Annotated in this window: 24 protein-coding genes; 16 read left to right on the top strand and 8 right to left on the bottom strand. The window is 62.7% G+C overall.

Going from position 1 to position 22,624, the window contains the following annotated elements:
- Window positions 1–22: 22 nt before the first annotated feature.
- From IG197_RS05400 to IG197_RS05385, 4 genes are all read right to left on the bottom strand, one after another.
- On the bottom strand, window positions 23–223 hold the full coding sequence (locus IG197_RS05400; RefSeq protein WP_192317499.1) for a hypothetical protein: 201 nt from the start codon (window positions 221–223) through the stop codon (window positions 23–25).
- A gap of 82 nt (window positions 224–305) precedes the next feature.
- Window positions 306–671: a hypothetical protein gene (locus IG197_RS05395; protein ID WP_192317497.1), complete on the bottom strand. Its 366-nt coding sequence runs from the start codon at window positions 669–671 to the stop codon at window positions 306–308.
- A 150-nt stretch (window positions 672–821) separates the two neighbouring features.
- Window positions 822–1,589, bottom strand: coding sequence for a hypothetical protein (locus tag IG197_RS05390; protein WP_192317495.1), 768 nt, complete (start codon window positions 1,587–1,589; stop codon window positions 822–824).
- Window positions 1,590–1,874: 285 nt separating this feature from the next.
- Window positions 1,875–2,291: a hypothetical protein gene (locus IG197_RS05385; RefSeq protein WP_192317493.1), complete on the bottom strand. Its 417-nt coding sequence runs from the start codon at window positions 2,289–2,291 to the stop codon at window positions 1,875–1,877.
- 74 nt (window positions 2,292–2,365) lie between these two features.
- On the opposite strand from IG197_RS05385, the gene IG197_RS05380 reads away from it, so the two are divergent.
- The 12 genes from IG197_RS05380 (at window position 2,366) to IG197_RS05325 (ending at window position 11,927) form a co-directional block, all read left to right on the top strand.
- Window positions 2,366–2,566 carry a hypothetical protein gene (locus IG197_RS05380; RefSeq protein ID WP_192317492.1) on the top strand — a complete coding sequence of 67 codons (201 nt, stop codon included), beginning with the start codon at window positions 2,366–2,368 and terminating at the stop codon, window positions 2,564–2,566.
- On the top strand, window positions 2,563–2,901 hold the full coding sequence (locus IG197_RS05375) for a hypothetical protein (protein WP_192317490.1): 339 nt from the start codon (window positions 2,563–2,565) through the stop codon (window positions 2,899–2,901). The genes IG197_RS05380 and IG197_RS05375 overlap by 4 nt, the downstream gene beginning before the upstream one ends.
- Window positions 2,898–3,695 carry a YdaU family protein gene (locus IG197_RS05370; RefSeq protein WP_192317488.1) on the top strand — a complete coding sequence of 266 codons (798 nt, stop codon included), beginning with the start codon at window positions 2,898–2,900 and terminating at the stop codon, window positions 3,693–3,695. Before IG197_RS05375 ends, IG197_RS05370 begins: the two co-directional genes overlap by 4 nt.
- The gene (locus IG197_RS05365) at window positions 3,637–4,083 is read left to right on the top strand and encodes a hypothetical protein (RefSeq protein ID WP_192317487.1); all 447 of its coding nucleotides are present in this window, start codon (window positions 3,637–3,639) and stop codon (window positions 4,081–4,083) included. The genes IG197_RS05370 and IG197_RS05365 overlap by 59 nt, the downstream gene beginning before the upstream one ends.
- Window positions 4,084–4,133: 50 nt before the next feature.
- Entirely contained in the window at window positions 4,134–4,586 is a 453-nt protein-coding gene (locus IG197_RS05360; protein WP_192317485.1) for a hypothetical protein, read from the top strand.
- A complete protein-coding gene (locus IG197_RS05355) occupies window positions 4,583–5,029 on the top strand; it encodes a hypothetical protein (protein ID WP_192317484.1) in 447 nt (148 codons plus the stop codon). Before IG197_RS05360 ends, IG197_RS05355 begins: the two co-directional genes overlap by 4 nt.
- Window positions 5,026–5,607: a hypothetical protein gene (locus IG197_RS05350; RefSeq protein ID WP_192317482.1), complete on the top strand. Its 582-nt coding sequence runs from the start codon at window positions 5,026–5,028 to the stop codon at window positions 5,605–5,607. The genes IG197_RS05355 and IG197_RS05350 overlap by 4 nt, the downstream gene beginning before the upstream one ends.
- Before the next feature lie 104 nt (window positions 5,608–5,711).
- Window positions 5,712–7,037, top strand: coding sequence for a metallophosphoesterase (locus IG197_RS05345; RefSeq protein ID WP_192317480.1), 1,326 nt, complete (start codon window positions 5,712–5,714; stop codon window positions 7,035–7,037).
- The gene (locus IG197_RS05340; RefSeq protein ID WP_192317478.1) at window positions 7,037–8,113 is read left to right on the top strand and encodes a GTPase-associated system all-helical protein GASH; all 1,077 of its coding nucleotides are present in this window, start codon (window positions 7,037–7,039) and stop codon (window positions 8,111–8,113) included. Before IG197_RS05345 ends, IG197_RS05340 begins: the two co-directional genes overlap by 1 nt.
- Window positions 8,113–9,117, top strand: a complete 1,005-nt coding sequence (locus IG197_RS05335) for a hypothetical protein (RefSeq protein ID WP_192317476.1) — start codon at window positions 8,113–8,115, stop codon at window positions 9,115–9,117. Before IG197_RS05340 ends, IG197_RS05335 begins: the two co-directional genes overlap by 1 nt.
- A 12-nt stretch (window positions 9,118–9,129) precedes the next feature.
- Entirely contained in the window at window positions 9,130–9,993 is an 864-nt protein-coding gene (locus IG197_RS05330) for a hypothetical protein (RefSeq protein WP_192317474.1), read from the top strand.
- On the top strand, window positions 9,990–11,927 hold the full coding sequence (locus IG197_RS05325; protein ID WP_192317472.1) for a hypothetical protein: 1,938 nt from the start codon (window positions 9,990–9,992) through the stop codon (window positions 11,925–11,927). The genes IG197_RS05330 and IG197_RS05325 overlap by 4 nt, the downstream gene beginning before the upstream one ends.
- Window positions 11,928–12,216: 289 nt before the next feature.
- On the opposite strand, the gene IG197_RS05320 is transcribed toward IG197_RS05325, so the two are convergent.
- Window positions 12,217–12,573: an ABZJ_00895 family protein gene (locus IG197_RS05320; RefSeq protein WP_192317471.1), complete on the bottom strand. Its 357-nt coding sequence runs from the start codon at window positions 12,571–12,573 to the stop codon at window positions 12,217–12,219.
- A gap of 176 nt (window positions 12,574–12,749) precedes the next feature.
- Between IG197_RS05320 and IG197_RS05315 the strand changes: the two genes are divergently transcribed.
- Window positions 12,750–13,499, top strand: coding sequence for an NYN domain-containing protein (locus IG197_RS05315; RefSeq protein WP_192317469.1), 750 nt, complete (start codon window positions 12,750–12,752; stop codon window positions 13,497–13,499).
- Window positions 13,500–13,637: 138 nt separating this feature from the next.
- Here IG197_RS05315 and IG197_RS05310 read toward each other — a convergent pair whose 3' ends face one another.
- On the bottom strand, window positions 13,638–14,573 hold the full coding sequence (locus IG197_RS05310; protein ID WP_192317467.1) for an ankyrin repeat domain-containing protein: 936 nt from the start codon (window positions 14,571–14,573) through the stop codon (window positions 13,638–13,640).
- Window positions 14,574–14,874: 301 nt separating this feature from the next.
- A complete protein-coding gene (locus tag IG197_RS05305) occupies window positions 14,875–15,186 on the bottom strand; it encodes a twin-arginine translocation signal domain-containing protein (protein ID WP_192317465.1) in 312 nt (103 codons plus the stop codon).
- A gap of 459 nt (window positions 15,187–15,645) precedes the next feature.
- On the opposite strand from IG197_RS05305, the gene IG197_RS05300 reads away from it, so the two are divergent.
- Complete coding sequence (locus IG197_RS05300) at window positions 15,646–16,620, top strand: glycine reductase (RefSeq protein ID WP_192317463.1); 975 nt, start codon at window positions 15,646–15,648, stop codon at window positions 16,618–16,620.
- A gap of 348 nt (window positions 16,621–16,968) precedes the next feature.
- Here IG197_RS05300 and IG197_RS05295 read toward each other — a convergent pair whose 3' ends face one another.
- Entirely contained in the window at window positions 16,969–17,664 is a 696-nt protein-coding gene (locus IG197_RS05295) for a DUF1194 domain-containing protein (protein ID WP_246765313.1), read from the bottom strand.
- A gap of 544 nt (window positions 17,665–18,208) precedes the next feature.
- Between IG197_RS05295 and IG197_RS05290 the strand changes: the two genes are divergently transcribed.
- Window positions 18,209–19,357, top strand: a complete 1,149-nt coding sequence (locus IG197_RS05290; RefSeq protein WP_192317459.1) for an amidohydrolase — start codon at window positions 18,209–18,211, stop codon at window positions 19,355–19,357.
- Window positions 19,358–20,289: 932 nt separating this feature from the next.
- Complete coding sequence (locus IG197_RS05285) at window positions 20,290–22,491, top strand: bifunctional diguanylate cyclase/phosphodiesterase (RefSeq protein ID WP_192317457.1); 2,202 nt, start codon at window positions 20,290–20,292, stop codon at window positions 22,489–22,491.
- Window positions 22,492–22,624: the final 133 nt, after the last annotated feature.

Raw genomic sequence — 22,624 nt, 5'->3', positions numbered from 1 at the left:
TGTCTTGTTGCATGTAACATCCTCATTGCCAATCGAGCTTTGCGTCCCGCTGCACTGGCGCCGCAGCATGGGGAGAGGTGAGGGCCAGGCGGGCGCGGCGCAACGCGCGGCGGGGAGCAAACGTCTGCGCCGGTGTCGGCGCTTCGCGGCACTTGCGGGCGGCGAACTCGTCGCCGAGCGCCATGGCCGCGTTGGTCAGGTAGCGGTCCTCGTCGCAGCTCATGGCCTTTTGGCCGGGCCAATGACGACGGCCGAAAGGCCGAGGCGGACGCCGTCGCATGCGTCGGGGATCAAGCCGAAATGCATCAGGCCGCCTGGCGCGCCAGGATCCGGTCGGCGAAGCGGCGGAAGAAGCGGAGATGGAGGCGCATCGCCTTGGCCTTGCGGAGCGCTGCTGCGTGGTTGTGCCGGCGCCATGTCGGCATGGCGCGGATGCGGAGGATGCAGGCTTTGATGTCTTCGAGCGCCTCGTCGACCGTCTCGGCCGGATGGATCATCGCCTGACACAGCGCGGGATCCCGGGCGAGGGCGTCGGTGAGCTTCTTGCGGACGAAATGCGCCGCCCGCGCCTCGGCGATGCCGGAGCGGCGGATGGTTTCGAACGCGGCGAGCATGGCCGGGCTGTGGCCGGCATAACCGCATTGCTCGGCAAAGGCCCTGCTGACGTTCATCGGTCGCTCCATCCCAAAGACGATGGAGGAAGTTTCCATTATGGAAATAGTCTTGTCAATCGCCAATTTCCAAAATGGAAATCAACGTGAGATCACCAGCGGCGGATGCCGCGAATCGGCTGATGGAAAGGCCAGGGCAGGGGCGCCTGGCTAGCTGACCGCAATGCCATAGGCAATCTCGGCGCGCAGCCGCCGCCCGCCCGGCGCTTCAACCGCCAGTATACCGCGTAGGAACAGTTTCATCACCTTGCACAAATTTTCGTCCCGGGGGGCGAGGGCGGTGAGCGACCTGATATCATCCGTCGTTGCGCCCTGGGCGGTCATGGTCTTGTAAAGCTCTTCCCAATCGGCGTCCGTCGACGCTTCGGTCGGCTGCGGGTTTTCTCGCGCCGCACCGATCGCCTGGAACACATCGGCGGCAATGGCATCGAAAGCCAGGAGATAATGCTGGTCCGGTCTGCCCAGGGCTGCGCCGCCACTGACGACGAAGCTGGCGCAGGTCGCCGCAGTCTCCCTGGCATCGACAAGTTCGAGCAGGTCGAGCTGCGACTTGATGGCAGGATAGAGGCTGTCATCAGGCGCCTGATAGATCGATTGCGCGTGCTTGCGGCGAACGGCCACGACCGCCTGCAGGGTTTCGTCTCTGGCCTCGGCGGCTGTCGCGCTCCTCGCTGCGATCGCCTCCATCTCGCTTTTCAGCGCGACATACGCATCCGGCAGCTCCTGCTTGATCGTGTCGTACATGCGGTAGCCCTGGCTTCGAAGGTCGGAGAACACATCTTCCGCGGAGGGGCGGCCAGCCGGTTGTTTCAGGAAATATTCGCCCGATACAGCGTCGAACCCGCCCGACAGGACCTCGACCAGAAGCAAGGATCCCAAAGCAGCAACAGCAACGGTGACGGTCTTCCACCAGGACATTGACAGCTCAGCCCCCCAAATCGACCAGCCCGATCCAAACACCTTTCGCCTGAAGTCACAATCGGGGGATGGAGGAATATTTTCCTCTGATGTTCTTGACTCTGCTTCGAGGAAAATGTTCCTATACGTCGCAGAAAAAGGGAGCCGGGATGGCGATCAGACATCAGATCAAGGCGCGCTACCGATCCCGCAATGACGAGATCGTCGCCGGGCTGCGCGATGCGGCGCACGCCGCAGCCCCGCTTGATCCGATGATGGTGGTCAAACGCAAGGCAGCCGAGATCTCTACCGCGATGGCTCTTTTGCACGGCGGCGACTGGCGGGTGCAGATCGATCACCGGGAAGGGCTTGTGCTGATCGTTCGCCGTCGTCATCGAGGAAACCCTTGACCACGGCAATCGCCTTGCCGAGGTCGTCCTTGTCGACACCGAAGGCCAGAAGGGCAGCGCGCAGCTTGCTCTCCGGCGAGGTCACGGCAGCAGCAGCCGTCGGATCGCGGTAAAGCTCGATAGGGCTCGCAAGCTCGAGCGCTGCCGCAAACTGCGCCAGCCAGACGCCGTCGATGTTTTCAGGCCTGGCGAGCTTCTTGCTGATGGTGCCGCCGGCGACCTTCATGCGCTCGGCCAGCCGCTTCCTGTCCAGGCCAGGAATGGTCGCCATCCATTCTTCGATATAGAGCCGCGGCGCCTCGAAATCTGTCATGGCTAACTCTTTCATGGCCAGAATGTAGCTTTCCAGAACGGAAAGCGCAAAATTTCCAAAATGGAAATAATTGCTTGACGAATGATTTCCGTTATGGAAATCATTCGCTCATGTTCACATCCAGCAAAAACCGGCGCCACGCGGCGCTGAAATCGGCCGACCGGGCAGCGCCGTCGCGCCGCCTGTGCCGCCCTGGGCACGCTGTCCGCTCCGCGGGCGGCTTCGAGCTCGACACGCCGGGCGGCACCGCACCACAGGCGGGGACGTTCAGATGATCCGGCTCGAGCTGGACATCACCAGGGGCAGGGGCCGCGTGCCTTCGGCGTGCGACCGGCGCGCTGACCTCGAGGCCGCCCTGTCAAGCCGGCGGCCGCGCCGGCTCAAGGGGCCGGTCGCCGTCTATGTCCGCCACGCGGCATCAGGCGCCCGCGCCGAGGCCGGCTGCGGCGACGCCGCCGATTTTGGCCGGTGCATCCTCGACACGCTCACGGCGCATGGCCTGATCGACGGCCTGGTTCGCCGGCTGACGGTCGAGTGGGTTGCAGACGACAAACGGGCCGAGGACGGCCCGCGCTGCGTCGTGCTGATCCAGCCGGAGGTGGCCGCATGAGCGACATGCCCTGGGTTCGTTTTTTCGCCTCGGACTGGCTGGCCGGCACACGCGGCATGAGTGCTGCTGAAACCGGCATCTACATCACGCTGGTGGCCTCGATGTATGAGCGCGGCGCGCCCGTGCCGGAAGACCATCTCCGCCTCGCCAGATTGTGCGGCGCCTCGAGCGCTGCCTTCAAGGCAGCACTCGAAAGCCTGGTCAGTGACGGCAAGATCCGCCGCATCGACGGCGGGCTGTGGAACGGGCGTGTCGCCCGGGAATGCGCCATCCGTTCGGAAAAGTCGCTGGCTGGCAAACAGGCGGCCCGGGCGCGCTGGCGCAAAGCCGAGCAAAATCAAGGGGCCTCGGATGCCGATGCTGTGCCGCCGCACAGCGTTGGCACTGCCAGCCAGAAGCCAGAGGCCAGACCCAGAGAAACGGAAGCTTCCTGCAAAAAGCGCGGCAGCCGGCTGCCCCAGGGCTTCATCCCTGATTTCGACGACGCGGCCAAGGCAGGGCTTTCGCCTGATGAGGCGGCACGCGAGGCGGAGAAATTCCGCGACTACTGGATTTCGCAGGCCGGGCAGAGGGGCGTCAAGCTCGACTGGCCGGCGACCTGGCGCAACTGGTGCCGCAATGCCGCCGAGCGCCGCCCGCGCCCACCACCCCAGCGCAAACGCAACTTCGTCGACGTGGCAATGGACCGACTAGGAGCTTCCCATGGACCAGAGAGCCTATTTGGCACTCACCGCAATGTTGAATTCTTTCCCCCAGACGGCGGGCAATGCCGACCTGACGATGCAGACCTATGAGGCGGTGCTTGCCGATGTCGCGCCGCAGGCGGTGGTCGAGGCGGCCCAACGTTTCACCACGGGCGCCGTCGACGGCCAGAACCGGACGTTTGCGCCCTCGGTGGCCGAATTCGTCCAGGAGGCGCGCCGCATCGCCGGCATCCTGCCGCATCGCGGCCGCAAGGCCCTGCCTGTGCCGTCAAGGGCGCTGCGGCGTGAACCCCGGCCGGACGAACGCGCCCGCATGTGCCTCAAGCTGCCCTTGCTGCAGGCCGCCATCCGCAACGGCCGCGCCGACCTGCTGGCCGAGGCCGAGCGCAACGGGCTCGAGCAGCTGGTGGCGCTGGCCCGGAGCTGGCGCGTGCCGGTGTCGGAAACAATCCTGATGCAGCTGAAGAGGGCACAATGAAACAACAGCAAGCCGAACCCCTGGCATCCCGACCCATGACATCCCGACCCATGACCTGGGACCTCGATCTCGCCGGCCGGATGCGTGGATCCGGCATGAAGTTCAACCAGATCGCCGTGGTCTTCGGCCTGTCGCCCGACACGGTGCATTGCCGGCTCGACCCGGATTACCGGCGCAAGCGCGCCGACGCCAAGCTTGCGCGCTGTCAACCGGTGGCTCCCGGCTTCCGCCGCCAGGACGACAGGGTGACCCGGGCCGAATTTGCCGCGCGCCTGGCCGAGCTGCCGGATGACGACCGCGACCTCACCGCCCGTGTGCTCGGCGACCCGGTCTTTGCCCGTTCCGCCGCCGCCAAGGCAGCACTGCGGCCGGCCGCAAGCAACAACATCACCCTGCCGCGCCTGTCGTTCCTCGGCGACAAGGTCTGCGGAGAGAAGACCCCAGGAGACAAGATGCCCCGAGACGACATCCCCCGAGGCAATATGGCAGGAGGCAGGCGATGAACCATTTCCACGCCAAGGCGGAATGGATCGACGGCGCCTGGCGCGCGCTGGTCCGCTACAGCCACAAGGCCGACTACTGGCCGGTCATGTCGGGCGAAACGCCGGCGGGCTACGCCTCGCGCGACAAGGCGCTGATCGCCGCCTACCAGGCCCAGGAAAAACACCTCAACGGCACCATCCGCGGCTTCGGCGGCAAGGTCTCCGCTGCCCGGGCCGAGGCCGAGCGACTGTTCCGGCCCGGCAAGAAGCCTGTGGTGGTCGAGCGCGTGAGCAAGGCGGGTATGGGCCGGGCGTGCGACACAGGCACTGCGGGCAAAAGCGAGGTGGGCGTGGCCAGGCCGGTCACGCTGTGCGGCTTCGGCAGCAGGGTCCTGGCTGCGGGGGCCGAAGCCGAGCGGCTGTTCCGGCGCGGCAAAAAGCCTGTCGTGGTGGAACGCGCATGAGCAGGGCGAGAGAGAAAGGCAAGTCGGGCATGAGCAAGTCGGCGATGGGCAAGTCGGCCACGGGCAGGGCGAAAAAACAGCCGAAGCCGCCGAGCCCGCTGGTCACCGTCGAGGTCGAAAACCCCGACTGGCGCCCGGCGCGTGACGGCGAAAAGGCGTTTCCGCGCATCATCTCAGCCCAGAAAAACACCAGGGAAAGTGCCGTCGAGACCTTGTTTGCCCGCGGCTTCCTGGCGCGCTCGCAAAAGCAGGCCGCCGACCGCTTCCGCGCGTGTTGGGAAAAGGCCGGCGGCACGGTGCGCAGCCTCGACCATGCGCTCGACCGCGTCGATGGCGGCCGCGGCGACCCGCTCGCCGCCCGCATCGTCGCCGCCCACGAGCTCGACCGCTGCCGCCAGCTCGTCGGCCACCGCGGCTACCAGGTGCTGCAACTGGTCTGCGCCGAGGGCCGGGCGCTGGCCGAAATCACCCCCCACAAACGCGAACGCCTGACCATGGCGGACAATCTGCGCGCCGACCTGGATGACCTGGCGGCGATGTGGGGGATCCAGACGGCGCGGAGGCGGGTGGGTGGGTGAGGGGGAGTCGGTTCCGGAGCTTCTAGACGTGGCGGCAGGAGACGGCTGGCTCGACAAAAATGCCAAGTCCTGATCAATTATCTGCACAATACAAGGGTGGGAAAATGCTGCTGCTACACTTATCGGACATTCACTTCAAGAAGACTGAAATTGGGGAACCAGATGATCCGAATCTTGCACTGCGTAGCGACATCATCAAGGATGTCAAACGGATGCGAGAGAAGATTGGCAAGCCAAGCGACGGCATCCTGTTGACTGGTGATATTGCTTTTGCAGGCCATCCGGCGGAATACGATTTCGCTTATCAATGGTTGGAGGAGAAGCTCTGCCCGGCTGCCGGCTGCAGAATCGAGGATGTGTTTGTCATCCCAGGCAATCATGACGTGGATAGGAACGTCGAGACCGATCCTGCTCAGCTAATGGCTCGGGAGGCCCTTCGAGGCAAACGTGCAAACGAGGTGAACGGTGAGCTCCGAAAATGGATGCGGGGCAAGATCGCCTCCACTGTGATTTTCGGACCTATCCAGAATTATAACCGTTTCGCGGCCAAGTTTCTTTGCCCTTTGCGGCCGTACATTGATGACGATGGGACAGGTGACCATCCAGCGCGGCCGTTCGCCTGCCGAGATGTGCCATTGAATGACGGCTCGACGCTTCGCATGTGGGGTTTCAATACGGTGTTAGTGTCTGATGACAAAGACGACGAACGCCGCATGCTGATCGATCCCGCCGCGGCACAGATCGAAGAAGAGGATGGCGTGTGTCACATGGTAATGGCCCACCACCCCTTCAACTGGTTGAAGAATGGGAAGGACTTCGAAGACCGCTGCAACTTAGTTGCGAAGATCCAACTGTTCGGCCACGAACACACTCGGCGCATCGACGAAGGAAAGCGGTATCTTAGGATCAGAGCGGGCGCCATGCACCCTGAGCGGGATGAGTCGGATTGGAAGCCGGGCTATAATTGGATCGATATTGCTGTTGATCGGGTCGATGGAAAACGCAAGCTCGCCGTTAAGGTCTGGGTGAGGCAATACGAAACCGACAATTTTCTCACCGTACCGGACCAAGAGGGCGAGACCGTGTGGGTGAACAGCTTCGACCTACCTGAGTGGAACGCACTGGATAGTGCGCAAGTCGGGACCAAGATTGGGGAAAAGATCTTGCCAGTGCTGGAGTCAGAGACCATGCCGATGTCCGCGCCCCCATCCTCGCCGCCGTCTGTCAGAAGCGTCACCATTAAGTTCTTTAAACTCCTGGAGCACGAGCAGCGACGTCTGATCTCGCAGATGAAACTCGATAAGTCGGGGGACAGTGAATTGAAGGATTACGAACTCGTTATAGCCGCAGTTAAGAGAAGCCAAGAACGAGGAACCCTTCCCTATCTCGATCAGCTTATCGACGAGGCGTTGAAAGAAGGAAAGCATTGATGGCCGGCAAGTTCGATTTCATCCAGTCCTACAGGGATCTAGATGCGGATGCTTCGCGCGATATCGTTGACGCGCGCCAGAAGAGCCACGACAAGATCCAAAGCACCGTCAAGACGATGCCTCGCGTCTACGACCTGTGTAAGATCGCGTTTCTGCTGGGTGCGCCGTCCGAGGCGGAGTGGTTCGAAAAGCCGATCCGGGATCTTGATCCCCATTTCGTGCTCAAGAAGGACAAGGTAGAGGCCGGAAAACTTGCGGCTTTGCTTCTGCGCGAGCGGCTCACCTGGACGACCGGCGTCAGCAATATCGCTGTGCTCACCACGTCGTTTTGCGGCAGGCGGCGTTCAGCCGATGCAGATGTCTTGACCACGGAGGCGAATATGGCGCTTTCCAATGGGGCTCGCCTTCATCGCACTTTGCAAGGTGGAAAGCAGATAGTGGTTCCGAAGTTCAAGTCGGCCATGACAGAGATCGCAAATGTGGCGGCGCAAAGTCCGGCACTAGGAGAAGCGGTCAAGCAGGCCATTGAGGCAGTGGTGGATTCAACCGAGGCCGCAACCAAATCGCTGGCCGAGGCGGCTGAAGCGTCACAGGCGTCTGCGCGTGCGGACATCGTCAGGGTTGCCGAAGAAGTTGACATGCTGTGGTGGCATATCGGCGATTGGCATGAATTGCTGGAGAGGCCGAGGTCAGATGCCAATCGCGAAACGAAAATTCTCGCGTCAGGAATCGAACTGGGTACGTTGGTCCGGCAACTCCCTGGTCCGTATGGAGCGTATGGGCTTCTGCGCAGGATTGCGGAATCTGATGCGGAAGCAAGCACTAGCCTTCGCGCAGCGATGACTGCGGTTTCGCCAGTCGACGCAGGTAAGCTGGCAAGGAGTATCTCGCCCTCCTCGGCGCCGCTTGTTCCCGTGCATGCTGCGCTTCAATCTCTCGCCCGCACTGGGACGGCGTGGGAGACGGACGCCGGCGACGCGGTTTCCGACGTCGCGGATATGGAGGTCTCATTCTACGAACTCGGCTTGCAGGCCTACCGCGAGCGTATCTTGATCGATCAGGGAAGTCTGGTCTGATGAATATTGCCGCACCAATCTGCAGCGATACGGCATGTCGGGTTCAAGTCGACGGGGTGTGTCGGCTGGGAAACGATCCCGTCGAAGGCTGCCCTCACTATGCCATCGAAATGGATGACATTGAAGAGCCTGCTCAAGAACAGGAACCTCCGATTGCACAGCCCGTGCCAATATGGTCGAGCGAGGCTTTGTTACTGGAAAACCTCGTCGCCCTGAAAAGGCAGCGACAGGTTCGAACTATCGCGCTCGTTGGCGAGCAAAAGGTCGGCAAGACGACCCTGCTAGCCTCGATTTACGGTGCATACTGCAAGGGCCCGTTCGCGGGTCTGACATTCGTCGGCAGCGAAACTTTGCTGGCATTTGCCCGGCTGCAGTCGTTCGCGCTGGTGAGCTCGGGGCGAGGGTCGCCGACCGTTCCGCGCACCAGCCGACGGGACCCGCTCAGTTTCTTTCATCTTGCACTTGCCCGTGGGGGTGGAGAGGTCCTGGATCTCGCGATTGCTGATCGCTCTGGCGAGACTTACACTGCGGCGCGCACATCTACTGATCTAATTTCGACCCTTGCAGAACTGCGTCATGCCGATCGAGTCTGCTTCCTTCTGGACGGCGCAAGACTCGCGTCCATGGACAGCCGGACAGCATACACCAGACATTTCAGGCAGATGATCAATGCCCTAAATGACAACGGCGCACTTGCCACCGCGCAGGATGTCGAGATTTTGTCTACCAAGTTCGACATCACCAGCACCGCCAATCTAGAAGACAAAAACATCGAATTCCTCGATGAATACCAGGCGCGCCTCGTATCTGACTTCCAAAGAAAGGGGCTCGCCATTTCCTCCCATCACATTTGCGCCCTGCCAAAGGCGGATCGTGGAGTTGGGTTCGTGGGACTTGACGAAATGGTTCGACGGTGGACTGCGCCAACGCCGCCACCCATGGTGGCGCCCCAACCGCTTCGCGACGCTACGCGTCAGTTCGACCGGCTGCTAGCCAAGGCTTGAGGATGTTTGGACGTGGATGCACGATTTATGGTCTTTGGTGTTCAGCACGCAGGCAAAACGACGTTTGCTGCGGCGCTTTGGCATCTTGTAGACAGCGAGGAAATCCCGACCGCGCTTAAGAAGGGCAAGCACTCTGGCGACTTTAGCTACCTTGAGGAAATGTCCCAATCCTGGGCCGATGGGTTTGAGGTCGAGCGCACTGCGTCCGCGCAGGTGGAAAACATATGCATAAATCTGGTGCATGCCTCTTCGGGCAGCGAGATGGAGCTTGAGTTCGATGACCTTTCGGGCGAGACATTTGAGAATGCTTTCTCGACGAGATTTTGTCCCGAGAAGTTTGTCGAGCTTGTTCGAAACGCGCAGGGAATTCTTCTGTTTATCAGCGCGTCGAGAACGAACGATAGCGTGACGATTCTCGATGCGTTCGATGCCGAAGAGGACGAAGCCCAGCCGGATGCCGAGGCGTCCGCTTGGAACCCTGCAAAAGCACCGCTCCAGGTACAGCTGGTGGACCTACTGCAGTGTCTTCAGCGTCCACCATTCGAAAAGCCGCCGTTGAAGATCGCGGTTGTCGTGTCGGCGTGGGATTTAGCACCGCCAGAGGTTGCTGATGCGGGCAAGTGGCTGGAAGATCGCTATCCGCTGCTCTCACAGTACCTCCACAACTCCAAGAGCGTGACCGATGTAAGGGTGTATGGCGTGTCAGCACAGGGCGGTAAGCTGTCAAAAAGGAGAGACGGGCCGGGCCCCGATCGTCAACGCCTCTTGGAGATCACTCCGCCGAGCAAGCGCGTCAGCATTATCGGCCCTATGGCATCTGAACATGATCTCACCGCCCCTTTGCTGTGGTTGGCAGGCCTGGAGATTGTGAATTGAACGTCGTTTCGCCAGATTCGGTAGATCAGGCCCTATTCGGCTACGCGGACGGTCATCGTCAGATTGCGGCATCGTTCCGACTGCCTCCAAAGGATCTCTTTCTGCTCAGCTCGGCGAGTGACTTGGCCAGCGGCGCACGCCTTGGTGATGATGAAAGCTATCTGACGGGATTGCCTCTGCCGGAATCAAAAAGGTATGCGCTCCTTCGTACGTGGGCTGCTCCGGAGATGCCGCGTCCGGGCTGCGTGTGGAGCCACACGCTGCTGTTGGATTCCAAGACTATGTCTTCGATTGCGTCCTTTTCCGAATTCCTGAAATTGTTCCGTCGCCCTGTCGGACGAGACACGTCAAATTATGGAAATCCTTTGAGTCTGGTCACCTCGCCACAAGTTGGGTCGGCGCCTGTCGATTTGATTTCGACCGTCATCGACGGGTACTACTCGGGGAGGGTGGTGACCCTGTCCTCCAGTAAGAATAGACCTGACGAAATCGAACGTTCGATACTCGCCGTTTGGTCCCAACAATGGCCGCGATTGAGGACAGTCTTTTCTTTCTGCACCGCAGATTTGACAGAGCGTCGACGTTCTGAGCGCGGTGAATACGACATCCAGGTCGCCACCTCAGGCGAGGCTTCTTCGTCTAAGTTACCGAGTTGGGTATCGTTCGGAGCGATGGATGCGGCTGAGAACCGGGTCACGCCGCTCAGGCGCTTTCTGTGGCGCTACGGCCGCGATCTTTCCGCCTCGCGTCGCCAATACAGAATGCTCGTCGACCTGTTTGAGCGGCTGGAGGGCGCAGATGAGATTTCGGAAGACACGGCTTTGACCGTGTTCAATTCTTTGCCGGCGCCAGCTGAAGGGGCGGTGCTCAAGCGAGACATCTTGGGCATAGGCCCGAGTTCACCTCGGTTGATTGCCGCCATACCGGCAGCAGATTTCTTGCAGCTTCTGACGTCCCAGTTGCTGCCGGAGATGCCATCAGCGCCACAGGTCAAGCGAAGGTTGGAAGAGTTGAGCTCGCGTGAGATCGGAAAGGTCGCTCGTCATTACGAAACCAACAAGGAGGCGCTATCACCATGGAGGGAACCAATTTACAGCGCCATCATCGCTCTCGCGGACAAGTCGTCCGTCACTTCAGAATATCCGACCAACATGATCGCGGACGTTCTGTTGGCACGTGACGACCTAGTAGACGGCGATACGCTTCCGCTAGTTGCCAGTGGGGTCCTTCCGCGCCTTCTTAAAGACGATGCTCCTGCACGCGTCAGCCGCGCCGTGATCAACGAAATGCTTCGTCGCGACATGGGGGAAATGAAAGGCGCCGTAATTTCCTCCAATCCTGCCCTTGTCTTTCAATTAGCCGTCGAAGCGTACTGTCAGAATCAGATTGACCAATCTTGGCTCGGATGGCTTCCCCACCATGCTGGAGAAATTCTCGCGGGGTCTTGGCTTTCAAATCTCCAATCGACAACAGAATTTGCGGCGGCTCTCGCAATCCTTCGTTACCCTCAAGACCTTGCGAAGAATTCTGCCGAAATTGCACAGCGCCTGTCAGAACTGCGTGACGACGCGCAAGGCGATGAACGTACGAACATGCAGGCTACGTTGCTGAGGATTGCGATTAACGAAGAATCCGCACAAAGCTGGCGTCTTATCTCACTGGTTCTGCCAGAGCTTCGGAGTAAGATACTTGAAGGAGGGTTGCCGAGATCTGCGGATACAATCCTGAGCAAAGATCTCCCAAGTTTCAACTCGGCAGGATATTGGGATCTAAACAAGCGAATTCTTCTTGGTTTGTCGAAGCTGTATAGGGTGTTTCCCAATGACGAGGCACTGAACCAGCTCGCGCTCAATCCCTCCGAGCAGAAAACCGTTCTTCTTGGAGAAGAGCGCTCAAAGAAGTACCCATTTTCTGATCTTTGGGACTGGCTGTAGGTGTCCAGTATTGAAGGCTCTTAGCGATCGTGACGTCAATGAAACGATGCTGGTGATGGCTGTGCTTCGCCGAAAGCTGATATAGTCGGGCAGGCCCGGCGGCCACCTTGATGGGGTACCGCGAGCAAACTTGTCGTCAAGCGCATCAATCAAGACTGAACTGAGCTGGTTGCACAAGATGCGACCGGGACCTGCCTCCCTCGGCTCGACGGCCGTTTAAGCGCCTTCGTGGCCGTCGTGATTGTGTGGGCTCAGGGTTCCAGCTGCTTGAGGCGAGGCTCCGTTGATTCTACCGCTCCGACGTGTTCCCCGCCTTCTCCACATGCTTCAGGAAACTGTGGCCCATGAAGCTCGAGAAGGCAATGGCAAGCACGACGGCCTGGATGGCGATCATCGTGCCTGTGGCGACGGCGATCATGCCCGTCGACATGCCGGCGAAGGCGTCGGTCAGCAGGATCGAGGCAAGCGCCAGGCTGGTGCCGACGGCGGTGCAGGCGCCGACCAGCCACCAGTATTCGCTTGTGGTCGGCAGGCGTTTGGTGCGGAAGAAGAAGTGGTAGGCGGTCGACTGGGTGATGGCGAAGGCGATCGGGATGCCGGAGATGTCCTGGATGGTCTTGGCATAAAGCGGGAATGGCCTGGACAAGCATCGACGCCAGAAATGGCGCGGCCGCAGTGAGCCCGCCGAACAAGATGACGTAGCGCCACAAGCGGACTTGAATCGCGATTCTCCCCAACGCCCTTGAACTGTGAACCGACTTTGGATCAGCTTCTCAACGAACACGTGATGGGCAGGCAACCCGGCTGAAAGGTCTTCCAGCAATGGCCAACGACAATCGCTCCCCGCGCCTCGCTGTCCTGATCGACGCAGACAATGCGTCGGCGAAGATCGTCGATGGTCTTTTCGATGAGATCGCAAAGATTGGCGAGGCCAGCGTTCGGCGCATCTATGGCGATTTCGCCAGCCCGAGATCGAAAGCGTGGATCGATGTCCTGGCACGGCACGCCATCATCCCGCAGCAACAATTCGCCTACACAACCGGCAAGAACGCCTCCGACATCACCCTGGTGATCGATGCGATGGACCTGTTGCATAGCGGCCGTTTCGACGGCTTCTGCCTGGTCTCGTCCGACAGTGATTTTACCCGGCTGGCGGCGCGTATCCGCGAGCAGGGCGTCGATGTCTTCGGCTTCGGCGAGCAGAAGACACCGGAAAGTTTCCGCCAGGCCTGTCGACGCTTCACCTACACCGAGAACCTGCTGCCGGATGCGCCGGCCAATACGGAGGCGGCAGGAAGCAAGGCCAAGCCGCTGCAGCCGCCGAGCGCGGCCGCGCCGATCATCCGCCGCGTTCTCGATCAGGTCGAGACGGAAGATGGCTGGGCATCGCTGTCCGCGGTCGGCAAGCAATTGTCGAACCTGTCCTCCGACTTCGATCCGCGCAATTTCGGCTTCCGCAAGCTCAGCGATCTCGTCCGCGGAACAAATGCCTTCGAGATCGAACATCCGGAAGGGCGGGGCATGCGCATCCGCAAGAAGCCGGCGCCCACGAAGCCCAAACCGAAGTCGTGACCGCTGGCCATGAACCTGAGGTCCGCTGGCCGGCTGCCGGCTCACAGATTTGCATGTCGCTGCCGTTTCGCCCGTCAATGCCGGTGACAGCGTTCGGCAAGTCCAGTGCATCCGCATCCGTTGCAGTTTCAGAGCCAATCACTTGTCAGGCAGCTGAACCGGTGTCTCGCTCAGGGTCCTGAGATAGGCGATGAGGTCGGCGCGCTGGGTTTCGTCGGCCAGGCCGGGGAAGGTCATGTCGGTTCCAGGCAAGGTGAGGGCGGGGTTGGCGATGAAGGAATTGAGCTCCTCGAAGCCCCAGACGCCTCCGGCCTGCTTCAGGCTCGCCGAATACGCGACGTCGCTCTCCGATCCCTTCGGCCGCCCGACGATGCCCCAGAGATTGGCGCGTTTCGGAACCTTGAGCCCGGGCGCCGAGAGATGACAGGCCGCGCAGCTCTTGCCGAAAATCTCCTTGCCCGCTTGCGCGTCCGCCGAGGCAAGGCGTGGCGAAATCGGCTGGATTGTCGGTCCTTGGGCGCCGTGGCTGTTGAGATAGGCGACGACGTCGTCGTGACCGGCGAGCTTGGCGAGATGGATGGGCGGGCTGCCATTCGACGTCAGGGCATTGACCTCGGCTCCCGCCTCCACAAGGTACGTCACGCAGGCAAGGCAGCCGGCCTCGGCCGCGACATGCAGCGGGGTCTGCGCTTTCGCCAGCTGGTTGGGATCGGCGCCATGGCCGAGCAGCAGCTTGACGATGTCGGCAAAGCCGGCCTTGGTGGCGGCGTAGAGCGGCGTTCTTTGCCAGCTGACGGGGAGATTGACGTCGGCGCCACGCGTGATCAGCAGCTCGGCCAGCGCGGCATTTCCGGTTTCGCAGGCGATGTAGAGCGCCGTCACACCGTCGATTTCGTCGATGGCCGCACCCTTGTCCAGGGCCGAGGTCACCGCCGCGACGTCGCCGCTCCTGACAAGATCGCCCAGCTCGTTCGCCTGGGCCGGCAGCGCAACAAGCCAGAGGGCCGCCGAAGCCCCTATCATCCACATGCGTGCCAGCTTGATCATCGCATCCTCTGAGCTGAGGAGTTCCATGACGGGCGCATCTTAGGCCAACGGCCTGCCGGCGACAACGCCGGTGCCGGCTGAGGAGGTTGCGGATGGCCGGAAGTCGGATGGCTGGAACGTGACCGTTCCGCAGGCGGCGCAGCCGCCGTCCGGCCGGTCCGGAAAGGCGCGCCGGATCCGGTCGGCCGCGCGCGCCGGCTGTTGCCGTCGCTCAGCGCGCCGCCGGCCTCAGCGACCGGCGCTCGGCTCGCCGGTCGCGATCTTTCCATTCAGGATGGTTGCAAGGCGCGGCCCGCCCCCTGGACAGGGGCGGGCCCGACGCCGTCAGCTACCAGTGGCGATACCAGACCCAGACACGCCGCCTGTAGCAGCGCGTCACGCGGCGGCCGCGGTACCAGTGGCGGCGGCAGAAGCGGCGCCAGACGCGGCGGCGGCGCGGCCGGCGGTGCCAGCGGCGGTGGTTGACGGGTGTCGCTTGCTCACGGTTTTCCTCGAGCTCGGGCTGAGCATCGAGCTCGTCAAGGATACCGCCGCGCGGCGTGGAGCGCAGCGGCAAGGCCTGGATCGGCTGGGCGAAGCTGGTTGCGGCGGCGACGCCGGCCACGGCGAGCATGCCGGTCAAGAACGATCGACGGTCCATTGGAACCTCCTGAAAAGTCGACATGACATGTTGGTCAACCGGCTTTCGGGCGGATGGTTCCTTGACGGGGGCACGCCGGCGGTGCGCCGGCCGGCCTGAGGTGCCGGGTTTCGTGGCTGAAATCGCGACGCTGCGGGCGGCCCGGTGGGCCGGCCGCGGGGCGCGGCCGAGCGCGCCGACAACGCCGCGATGTGGGGGATGCAGATGGTGCGGCGATGCGGGGCGCGCGCCAGCCGGGGGCGGGTGCGACCGGCTGCCTTGCCATCCCGGACAATCGGCAACGCGGCTTGGGGCACCATGGCAGCCTCGGCGGGACCCGGCCCATTGCAGGCCGTTCGGCGGCCGCGCCCGAACGACCGGACCGGCGCGATTGGGGTGCGGCTTGCAGATTTCATTAGCGCCAACGTCCGCTCCTGATATCAATAGGGCATAGTCGTTTGACGGAGCGATCTTGCAGCGATGACGAGCGCGCATGACGACAGGTTCGGTTTTGCGTCTGCCGATGATGCGCCGATCCCTTACATGCAACGAATCCGCGATTATTATCTGGCGCTTGGCTATGGCGAGCCATACAGGTGGGCACATTACGCCACCGTGCCGTTTCAGCCGCTGCAAAAGCCGCTGAAGCACTGTCGCCTGACCATCGTCACGACGGCAGCGCCCTATCAGCCCGGCAAGGGAGACCAGGGACCCGGCGCAGCCTACAACGCTGCGGCGAAGTTCTACACCGTCTATTCCGGCGATAGCTCCCAGGACCACGATCTGCGCATTTCGCACGTCGCCATTGACCGGAAGCACACCACGGCGGAGGATTCCGGCACCTACTTTCCGCTGCCGGAAATGCGTCGCGCGGCGGAGCGCTGCCGTACCGGGCCAGTGGCGCCGCGTTTTCACGGGCTTCCAACCAATCGCAGCCATCGCACGACACTTGAAGTCGACTGTGCGGAAATCGTAACGCGCTGCCGCAGCGATGCCGTCGACGCGGCCATCCTGGTCGCCAATTGCCCCGTTTGCCACCAGAGCGTCAGCCTTGCCGCCCGCGCGCTGGAAACCAGCGGCATCGCCACCGTCGTGATGGGCTGCGCCAAGGATATCGTCGAGTTCGTCGGCGTGCCGCGGTTTGTGTTTTCGGATTTTCCGCTTGGCAATGCCGCGGGGCGGCCCAATGATCCGGCTTCTCAAGCCGCAACGCTGCAGCTTGCCCTTGACGTGCTCGAGCGCGCGCCCGCTGCCCGTACGACCGTGCAATCGCCGCTGGTGTGGGGTGCAAGCCCCGACTGGAAGCTCGACTACCAGAATGTCGACCGTATCTCCGCCGAGGAGATTGCGCGCCGTCGCGCCGAGTTCGACAAAGGCAAGGCCCTGGCCAGGACGCTGCGCGAAAACGCCAAGCCAGACACACCTGCCGTGCCCACGCAGGATCCGCCTGCCTGACCAAGCCGTCTGGAATGCCTGGCCCGCCTCTGCGGAGCGGCGTGAGCCAGGTTCGACGTCACCAAAAGGTCGGTCGACGCAGCCGGCCATGTCGGCCGTGACAGGCGCCAGCTACGGACCGTGATGCGAAGCAAGGGATCGGCCGGGCAATGGCTGGGCCGACCCTGGCTGTGCTGCTGGAGCGCTCTTCCTCGTATCGCGGAAACTCTCCATCTTCTTGTTTTTGCGCAATAACTGGGGAAAACCGCGACGCGCTTTTCGTGGAATTGCTCTGGTCCTGGAATTGCGCGGGTCCTTGGAATTGCGCCGGTCCTGGAATAGCGCTGGTCCTGGTATTGCTCCGGGCAACTAGCGGTGGGCGAGCATTGTGTTGCCGGGCGAGCTGGGCGACTGGCTTATTTCTCTCACCATCTTCCACCTGAGCGCCAGCGCATAGTCGCGCGGGCTGGACAGCGGCATGACGAAGGCGTTTGGACCGCCAATCACGCTGTCGGCGAAATACCGGGTGAGATCGCGCGGAATGCCGCGTATCACTTCCGGCAGAGCGATTGCGTTGATCGTGCAGCCATTGGCGATCGCCCGCAGCCGGCTTTCTTCAACCGGCACGCCATCATTGTTGGTGCCGTTGGCCGAGATGTCGATGATCTTGCGGGCAGCATGCCCAGGGTAGCTCTCAAGCAGCAGAACGCCCAGATCGATGGCGAACGAAATGGATGTCGCACAGTAGGTATGACATCCATAACCCTTGTCGCCCTCGTTGCGGATGCCGGATGCGACAGCTTGCGCGTCCGCGCCGCCGCAGACGCTTGTCCACGGCACCACCAGGCGCATTTGTCCCTGGCTCGACCATTCGACATAGGTGATGGCGATGCAGCCGCTACGGCTGCGGGCAATGGTCGCGAGAACCTCGGGCGAGGAGATCGCTGCGGCATGGCCGTCGCGCTGCAGGGCGGCCGTGGTCGGATCGATGGATGCCGAAACATCGACTGCGAACACGATCGCGGTGTCCACATGGGTGGCATGTGCCGGCGGAGGCAGCATCATGCCTGCGAGTATCGCCAGTGACCGGCCCAGGGCGTTCGCGGCCGCAACTGGAACCGCAACGACACCCGCCGGTCGAAACCCGTCAACGCCCATCTTGCCCCCCAATCCCTCGGGTGACCAGGTCGGATGCTACGCCACATCCTTGACGCCTGACAGGTGACCGATGGAGCTAGCTGCAGGCGGATAGCGGGCGGCGCGTTGCGACCACACGGGGACGCAGGCAAGCAGAGTGTTCGTCCGTTGTCCGCAGCCTTCCTTTCGCTTGTTCAGGCCGGCGTCATGATTTGCCGATACGCGATGTGGGCCGTCGTTCGGAACGTGCCGCTTGGCTCAAGCCGACAAGGCCCATCTCACCAATCGGCTTGAGCCAAGCGCGGCCATCCTCGCGCTGGCACAGGCGTTGCAACCGCTGCGCCACCATGCAGGATCGAACCGAAGCGGTTATGGTCGTGGCGGGGAGCAGGGCGGTCGCAGCCTCCGGAGCCGTTCGAGCGGCCATCATGGCCGGCCGTCACGACCAGCATATCAGCGGGAGAAGTTCGAATTGACCCTGAGCAATCACGATGTGGTGGAACTGACGGCCTGGCGCAGGTTGTTGCATCAGCAGCCCGAGATCTCCAACGAGGAAAAAAACACCGCAGCAGCGGTGGTGGCGTTCCTCAGCGACAGCGGGCCCGACAAGGTGCTGACCGGGATCGGCGGACATGGCGTCGCTTTGGTCTATGACGGTGCAGCACCGGGGCCGACGGTGCTGTTTCGCTGCGAGCTCGATGCGCTGCCGATCGAGGAGCTGTCTGAGGTGGCGCATGCCTCGCGTGTGCCTGGCAAGTCGCATATGTGCGGCCATGACGGGCATATGGCGATCGTTGCCGGGCTCGGCCGGCGCTTCGGGCGGCAACGCCCGGCACGCGGCCGTGTCGTGCTGATGTTCCAGCCGGCCGAAGAAACCGGCGACGGGGCGGCCGCCGTCGTCACTGACCCGCGTTATCAGGAGATCGCGCCCGACTTTGCCTTTTCGCTGCACAACCTGCCCGGCGTGCCGCTCGGCGACGTCAGGCTCAAGGCCGGCACCGTCAATTGCGCCTCGCGCGGCATGCGGGTGCGGCTGACGGGCAAGACCGCGCATTCCTCGATGCCCGAGACCGGCACCTCGCCGCGTCTCGCCGTGGCGGAGCTGATCACGGCATTTCCCGGCCTGGGCAGCGAGACATTTGCCGACGACGGCTTTCGCATGGTCACCGTCACGCATGCGACGATGGGCGAGGCGGTGTTCGGCATCGCGCCGGGATATGCCGAGGTCTGGGCGTGCCTGCGGACCCGGCAGGACGACGCCATGGCGAGCCTGTGCCAGGCTGCCGAACAGCTTGTGGCGACGACGGCAGCGGCGCATGGCCTCGACCACGCCGTCAGCTACCACGAGATCTTCGTCGCCAGCGTCAATGCCGAGGACGCGGTCGAACATCTCAGGCAGGCGCTGGACGAGGAGGGCATAAGCCACAGCGAAGAGGCGCTGCCGATGCGGGCATCGGAAGATTTCGGGCTGTTTGGCCGCTCGGCCAGTTCGGCGATGTTTTTCCTCGGCGCCGGCACCACCCACCCGTCGCTGCACAATCCCGACTACGACTTTCCCGACGATTTGATCCCGATCGGGGCGCGTGTCTTTGCCCGCGTCGCCGACAACCTGCTCGGCTAGCGGCAGGACGCAGCGCCTTTCGCAGGAATTGCGTCAAAACAAGGAGATGGAGAGGTTTTGCGATTCAAAGAACAAGCGGAATCTTAGGATGTCGAAGGGGTGGGTCACAGACTTGGTGATGATTGCCGAGCGCGTGCTATCCGCTTCGTCGCCGAGAACAGCCTTTCACTTCGTCATCCCAGAGGCTCGACCCGAGGATTGATGCCGTGAGGGTGAGGAATGTGGGGCACGTGGAAGAATGAGCAGGCGTTCTGAGCCGTCTGTACGCTGCCGCGAGGTCACGGCATGGCAACTGTGTTCAGGCGAGCAAACAGGTGATCTTTCTTCTGCCCTCTCCGTATTCCTCACCTTCACGGCATGGATCCCAGGGTCTCCGCGACGGAGCTTCGCTCCTGCTCCGCCCTAGGATGACGAAGGGCGGGGGCGTCGTCGCGGGCTTAGGGCCGGTTGCCGCGAGCGGCCTCTCCGCTTCGTCATCCCAGGGCGGAGCAGGAGCGCAGCGACGCGGAGACCCTGGGATCCATGCCGTGACCTTGCGGCAGCGCACAGGCGGTTCAGGCCTGCTCTTTCTTCCACCCGCATCACGCTCCTCACGGCATGGCAACTGTGTTCAAGCGGAGCAAACAGGTGATCTTTCTTCTGCCCTCTCCGCATTCCTCACCTTCACGGCATGGATCCCAGGGTCGCCGCGACGGAGCTTCGCTCCTGCCCTAGGATGACGAAGGGCGGGGGCGTCGTCGCGGGCTTAGGGCCGGTTGCCGCGAGCGGCCTGTCCGCTTCGTCATCCCAGGGCGGAGCAGGAGCGCAGCTCCGTGCCAGGCTGCGCGTGCCTCCGCGACCGAACAGGGGGGCTTTGGCGCTCAGATCGGCGACCTAACGTTATGTTAAGCCGGTGCTGATATAGGCAGGCGGATCAATAGCCTGCGGACGCCATGGTCGTACAGAGCCACCCCCGACCGCTGACCTTTCAAGTGACGCTGACGGTGTTGGCGCTTGCCGTTCTGGGCCTGGGCCTGGCGACAGGCTTCGGATTGCTTGCCACCCTGCAGGTCGATCGCGCGGCCCTCGACACTGAGCGCACCTTCCTCGTCAACGGCCTGAAGGAAGAAGCCGAGGCACTCAGACGCGAACAGGAAAGCATAGCCGTCTGGGACGATGCCGTCACTTACGCCAAATCAGGCGACCAGCAATGGATGGCCGAGAACCTCGGCGCCTGGATGCATTCCTATTACGGGCATGACCGCGTCTATGTGCTCGACGATCACGACCAGCCGGTTCATGCCATGCGCGATGGCCAGACAGTGGCGTCGGACGTCTTTTCCGAGGACCGCAATGCGATCCTGCCCGTCGTCGGCCGCGTGCGGCAAGTGCTGGCCGCCGGATCAAGCGACACAGCCGGTAAAGCTGCCGCCGAAGACCTCGTCACCATCGGCGACAGGCCGGCGATGCTCAGCGTCATGCCGCTGGTCCCCAGTTCGGATCGGGTCGCCCAGTCGCCCGGCAGCGAATTCGTCCACGTCGCCGTGCAGTTCATCGACGATGCCCTGACAGACAGGATTGCCGGGCGATACCAGCTGAAAAACCTCCATGTCCTGCCCCGCCTGACCCAGACAATCACCGACGCGACAGTGCCGCTGATCGGCAGCCATGGCGTGATCCTGGGTTATGTCGGATGGCAGCAGGCGCGCCCGGGCACCGGTCTTGTCCGCGAAGCCGCGCCGGCGCTGTTTGGCGCCATGGCGATTTCGGCGGCGATCCTGATCTATCTGTTGCGCCGGCTGCGCCGCGCCTCCGGCCAGCTGCAGATCAGCCAGGACAAGGCGCGTTATCTCGCCTTCCACGATACGTTGACGGGGCTGCCCAACCGCGCGCTGTTCGAGGACCGGCTGCGGCGCGCTTTGGTCAATGCCGACAGGGAGAAAGGGCGGGTGGCGCTGCTCTATGTCGATCTCGACCGGTTCAAGCATATCAACGACACGCTCGGCCATCCCGCCGGCGACGAGCTTGTGCGCCAGACCGCGGTGCGGCTGGTGCAGTCGGTGCGCGAGATCGATACAGTGGCACGGCTGGGCGGCGACGAATTTGCCATCATCCTGAGCGGCGTCAAGGACGCGCGCAATGCCGAAGACTTCTGCGACATCGTGCTGGCGCAGTTTTCCATCCCGTTCCAGCTGGCCGACGACCAGGTCTTTGTCAGCACCAGCATCGGCATAGCCCTTGCCCCCGATGTCGGGGCCGATCCCGACGACCTGTTGCGCAAGGCCGACATTGCCCTTTACGAGGCCAAGAAGAATGGCCGCGGCCGCTACCAGGTGTTTGCCGGCGACATGGACGAGATCCTGCTGCGCAAGCGCCGCATCGAAAGCGAGTTGCGCGAGGCGCTGACCTCAGGTGACCAGATCAGGCTGACCTACCAGCCGATCTATGCCGGCGACTGCCAGACCATCCTCGGCGCCGAGGCGCTGCTGCGCTGGACGCACCCGATCCACGCAGCACTGCCGCCGGGCAATCTTGTGGCGATTGCCGAAGAGCGCGGCATGATCGGGCTGCTTGGCGACTATGTGCTGCGGCAAGCCGCATGTTTTGCCGCCACCAGCACCTTGCCCTGGGTGGCGGTCAATGTCTCGCCGCTGCAGCTGCGCGACAAAGCGTTTCCCGAACGCCTGGCGCGGCTGCTCGAAGAATGCGGGCTGACGCCGTCGCGCCTGCAGCTCGAGATCACCGAAAGCGTGCTTCTGGCCAACAACGACACGACACGCGCCGTGCTGGCAGAGTTGCGCGCGACAGGCATACTTGTCGCCCTCGACGATTTCGGCACCGGATATTCGGCGATCAGCTATCTCAGGCATCATCGCATCGACAAGCTGAAGATCGACCGCTCCTTCATCCAGACGATCGGCAGCGACGCCGGTGCCGCGGCAATCGCCAAGGCCCTTGTCGACCTGGCGCTGGCGCTCGACATCCGCGTTACCGCCGAGGGGGTCGAAACGGAGGCGCAGAAGGACCGCCTGATCGCCATGCGCTGCCATGAATTCCAGGGCTTTCTGCTGTCACCACCGCTGGAGGCGACAGAGCTGTCCGCTGTGTTGGCGGGCGAAGCACAGCCATTGCACATGGTCGGATCCAGGGACTAGCGCCGCTGTGACGAGATGCTTCCGGACGGGCGCATGACGGCGCGGCAACGACCAAAACACGCCGGCCGCGTTTGCCTGATGTCGGGTCGATCCGGTGATCGCGAGCGGCGGTTTCCGGGGCGGCCGCAGGCAG

The organism is Aminobacter sp. SR38 (genome assembly GCF_014843375.1).
Classification (GTDB): Bacteria; Pseudomonadota; Alphaproteobacteria; order Rhizobiales; family Rhizobiaceae; genus Aminobacter; species Aminobacter ciceronei.
This window is presented reverse-complemented; position numbering and strand designations above follow the sequence as displayed.

Bases quoted from the DNA above. Each gene is read 5' to 3' on its own strand.
- IG197_RS05385 (WP_192317493.1), bottom strand. From the start codon at position 2,291: ATGACAGATTTCGAGGCGCCGCGGCTCTATATCGAAGAATGGATGGCG.
- IG197_RS05350 (WP_192317482.1), top strand. From the start codon at position 5,026: ATGAGCAGGGCGAGAGAGAAAGGCAAGTCGGGCATGAGCAAGTCGGCG.
- IG197_RS05395 (WP_192317497.1), bottom strand. From the start codon at position 671: ATGAACGTCAGCAGGGCCTTTGCCGAGCAATGCGGTTATGCCGGCCAC.
- IG197_RS05345 (WP_192317480.1), top strand. From the start codon at position 5,712: ATGCTGCTGCTACACTTATCGGACATTCACTTCAAGAAGACTGAAATT.
- IG197_RS05390 (WP_192317495.1), bottom strand. From the start codon at position 1,589: ATGTCCTGGTGGAAGACCGTCACCGTTGCTGTTGCTGCTTTGGGATCC.
- IG197_RS05340 (WP_192317478.1), top strand. From the start codon at position 7,037: ATGGCCGGCAAGTTCGATTTCATCCAGTCCTACAGGGATCTAGATGCG.
- IG197_RS05360 (WP_192317485.1), top strand. From the start codon at position 4,134: ATGACCTGGGACCTCGATCTCGCCGGCCGGATGCGTGGATCCGGCATG.
- IG197_RS05400 (WP_192317499.1), bottom strand. From the start codon at position 223: ATGAGCTGCGACGAGGACCGCTACCTGACCAACGCGGCCATGGCGCTC.
- IG197_RS05370 (WP_192317488.1), top strand. From the start codon at position 2,898: ATGAGCGACATGCCCTGGGTTCGTTTTTTCGCCTCGGACTGGCTGGCC.
- IG197_RS05355 (WP_192317484.1), top strand. From the start codon at position 4,583: ATGAACCATTTCCACGCCAAGGCGGAATGGATCGACGGCGCCTGGCGC.
- IG197_RS05300 (WP_192317463.1), top strand. From the start codon at position 15,646: ATGACGAGCGCGCATGACGACAGGTTCGGTTTTGCGTCTGCCGATGAT.
- IG197_RS05305 (WP_192317465.1), bottom strand. From the start codon at position 15,186: ATGGACCGTCGATCGTTCTTGACCGGCATGCTCGCCGTGGCCGGCGTC.
- IG197_RS05295 (WP_246765313.1), bottom strand. From the start codon at position 17,664: ATGATGCTGCCTCCGCCGGCACATGCCACCCATGTGGACACCGCGATC.
- IG197_RS05335 (WP_192317476.1), top strand. From the start codon at position 8,113: ATGAATATTGCCGCACCAATCTGCAGCGATACGGCATGTCGGGTTCAA.
- IG197_RS05315 (WP_192317469.1), top strand. From the start codon at position 12,750: ATGGCCAACGACAATCGCTCCCCGCGCCTCGCTGTCCTGATCGACGCA.
- IG197_RS05375 (WP_192317490.1), top strand. From the start codon at position 2,563: ATGATCCGGCTCGAGCTGGACATCACCAGGGGCAGGGGCCGCGTGCCT.
- IG197_RS05310 (WP_192317467.1), bottom strand. From the start codon at position 14,573: ATGGAACTCCTCAGCTCAGAGGATGCGATGATCAAGCTGGCACGCATG.
- IG197_RS05285 (WP_192317457.1), top strand. From the start codon at position 20,290: ATGGTCGTACAGAGCCACCCCCGACCGCTGACCTTTCAAGTGACGCTG.
- IG197_RS05365 (WP_192317487.1), top strand. From the start codon at position 3,637: ATGTTGAATTCTTTCCCCCAGACGGCGGGCAATGCCGACCTGACGATG.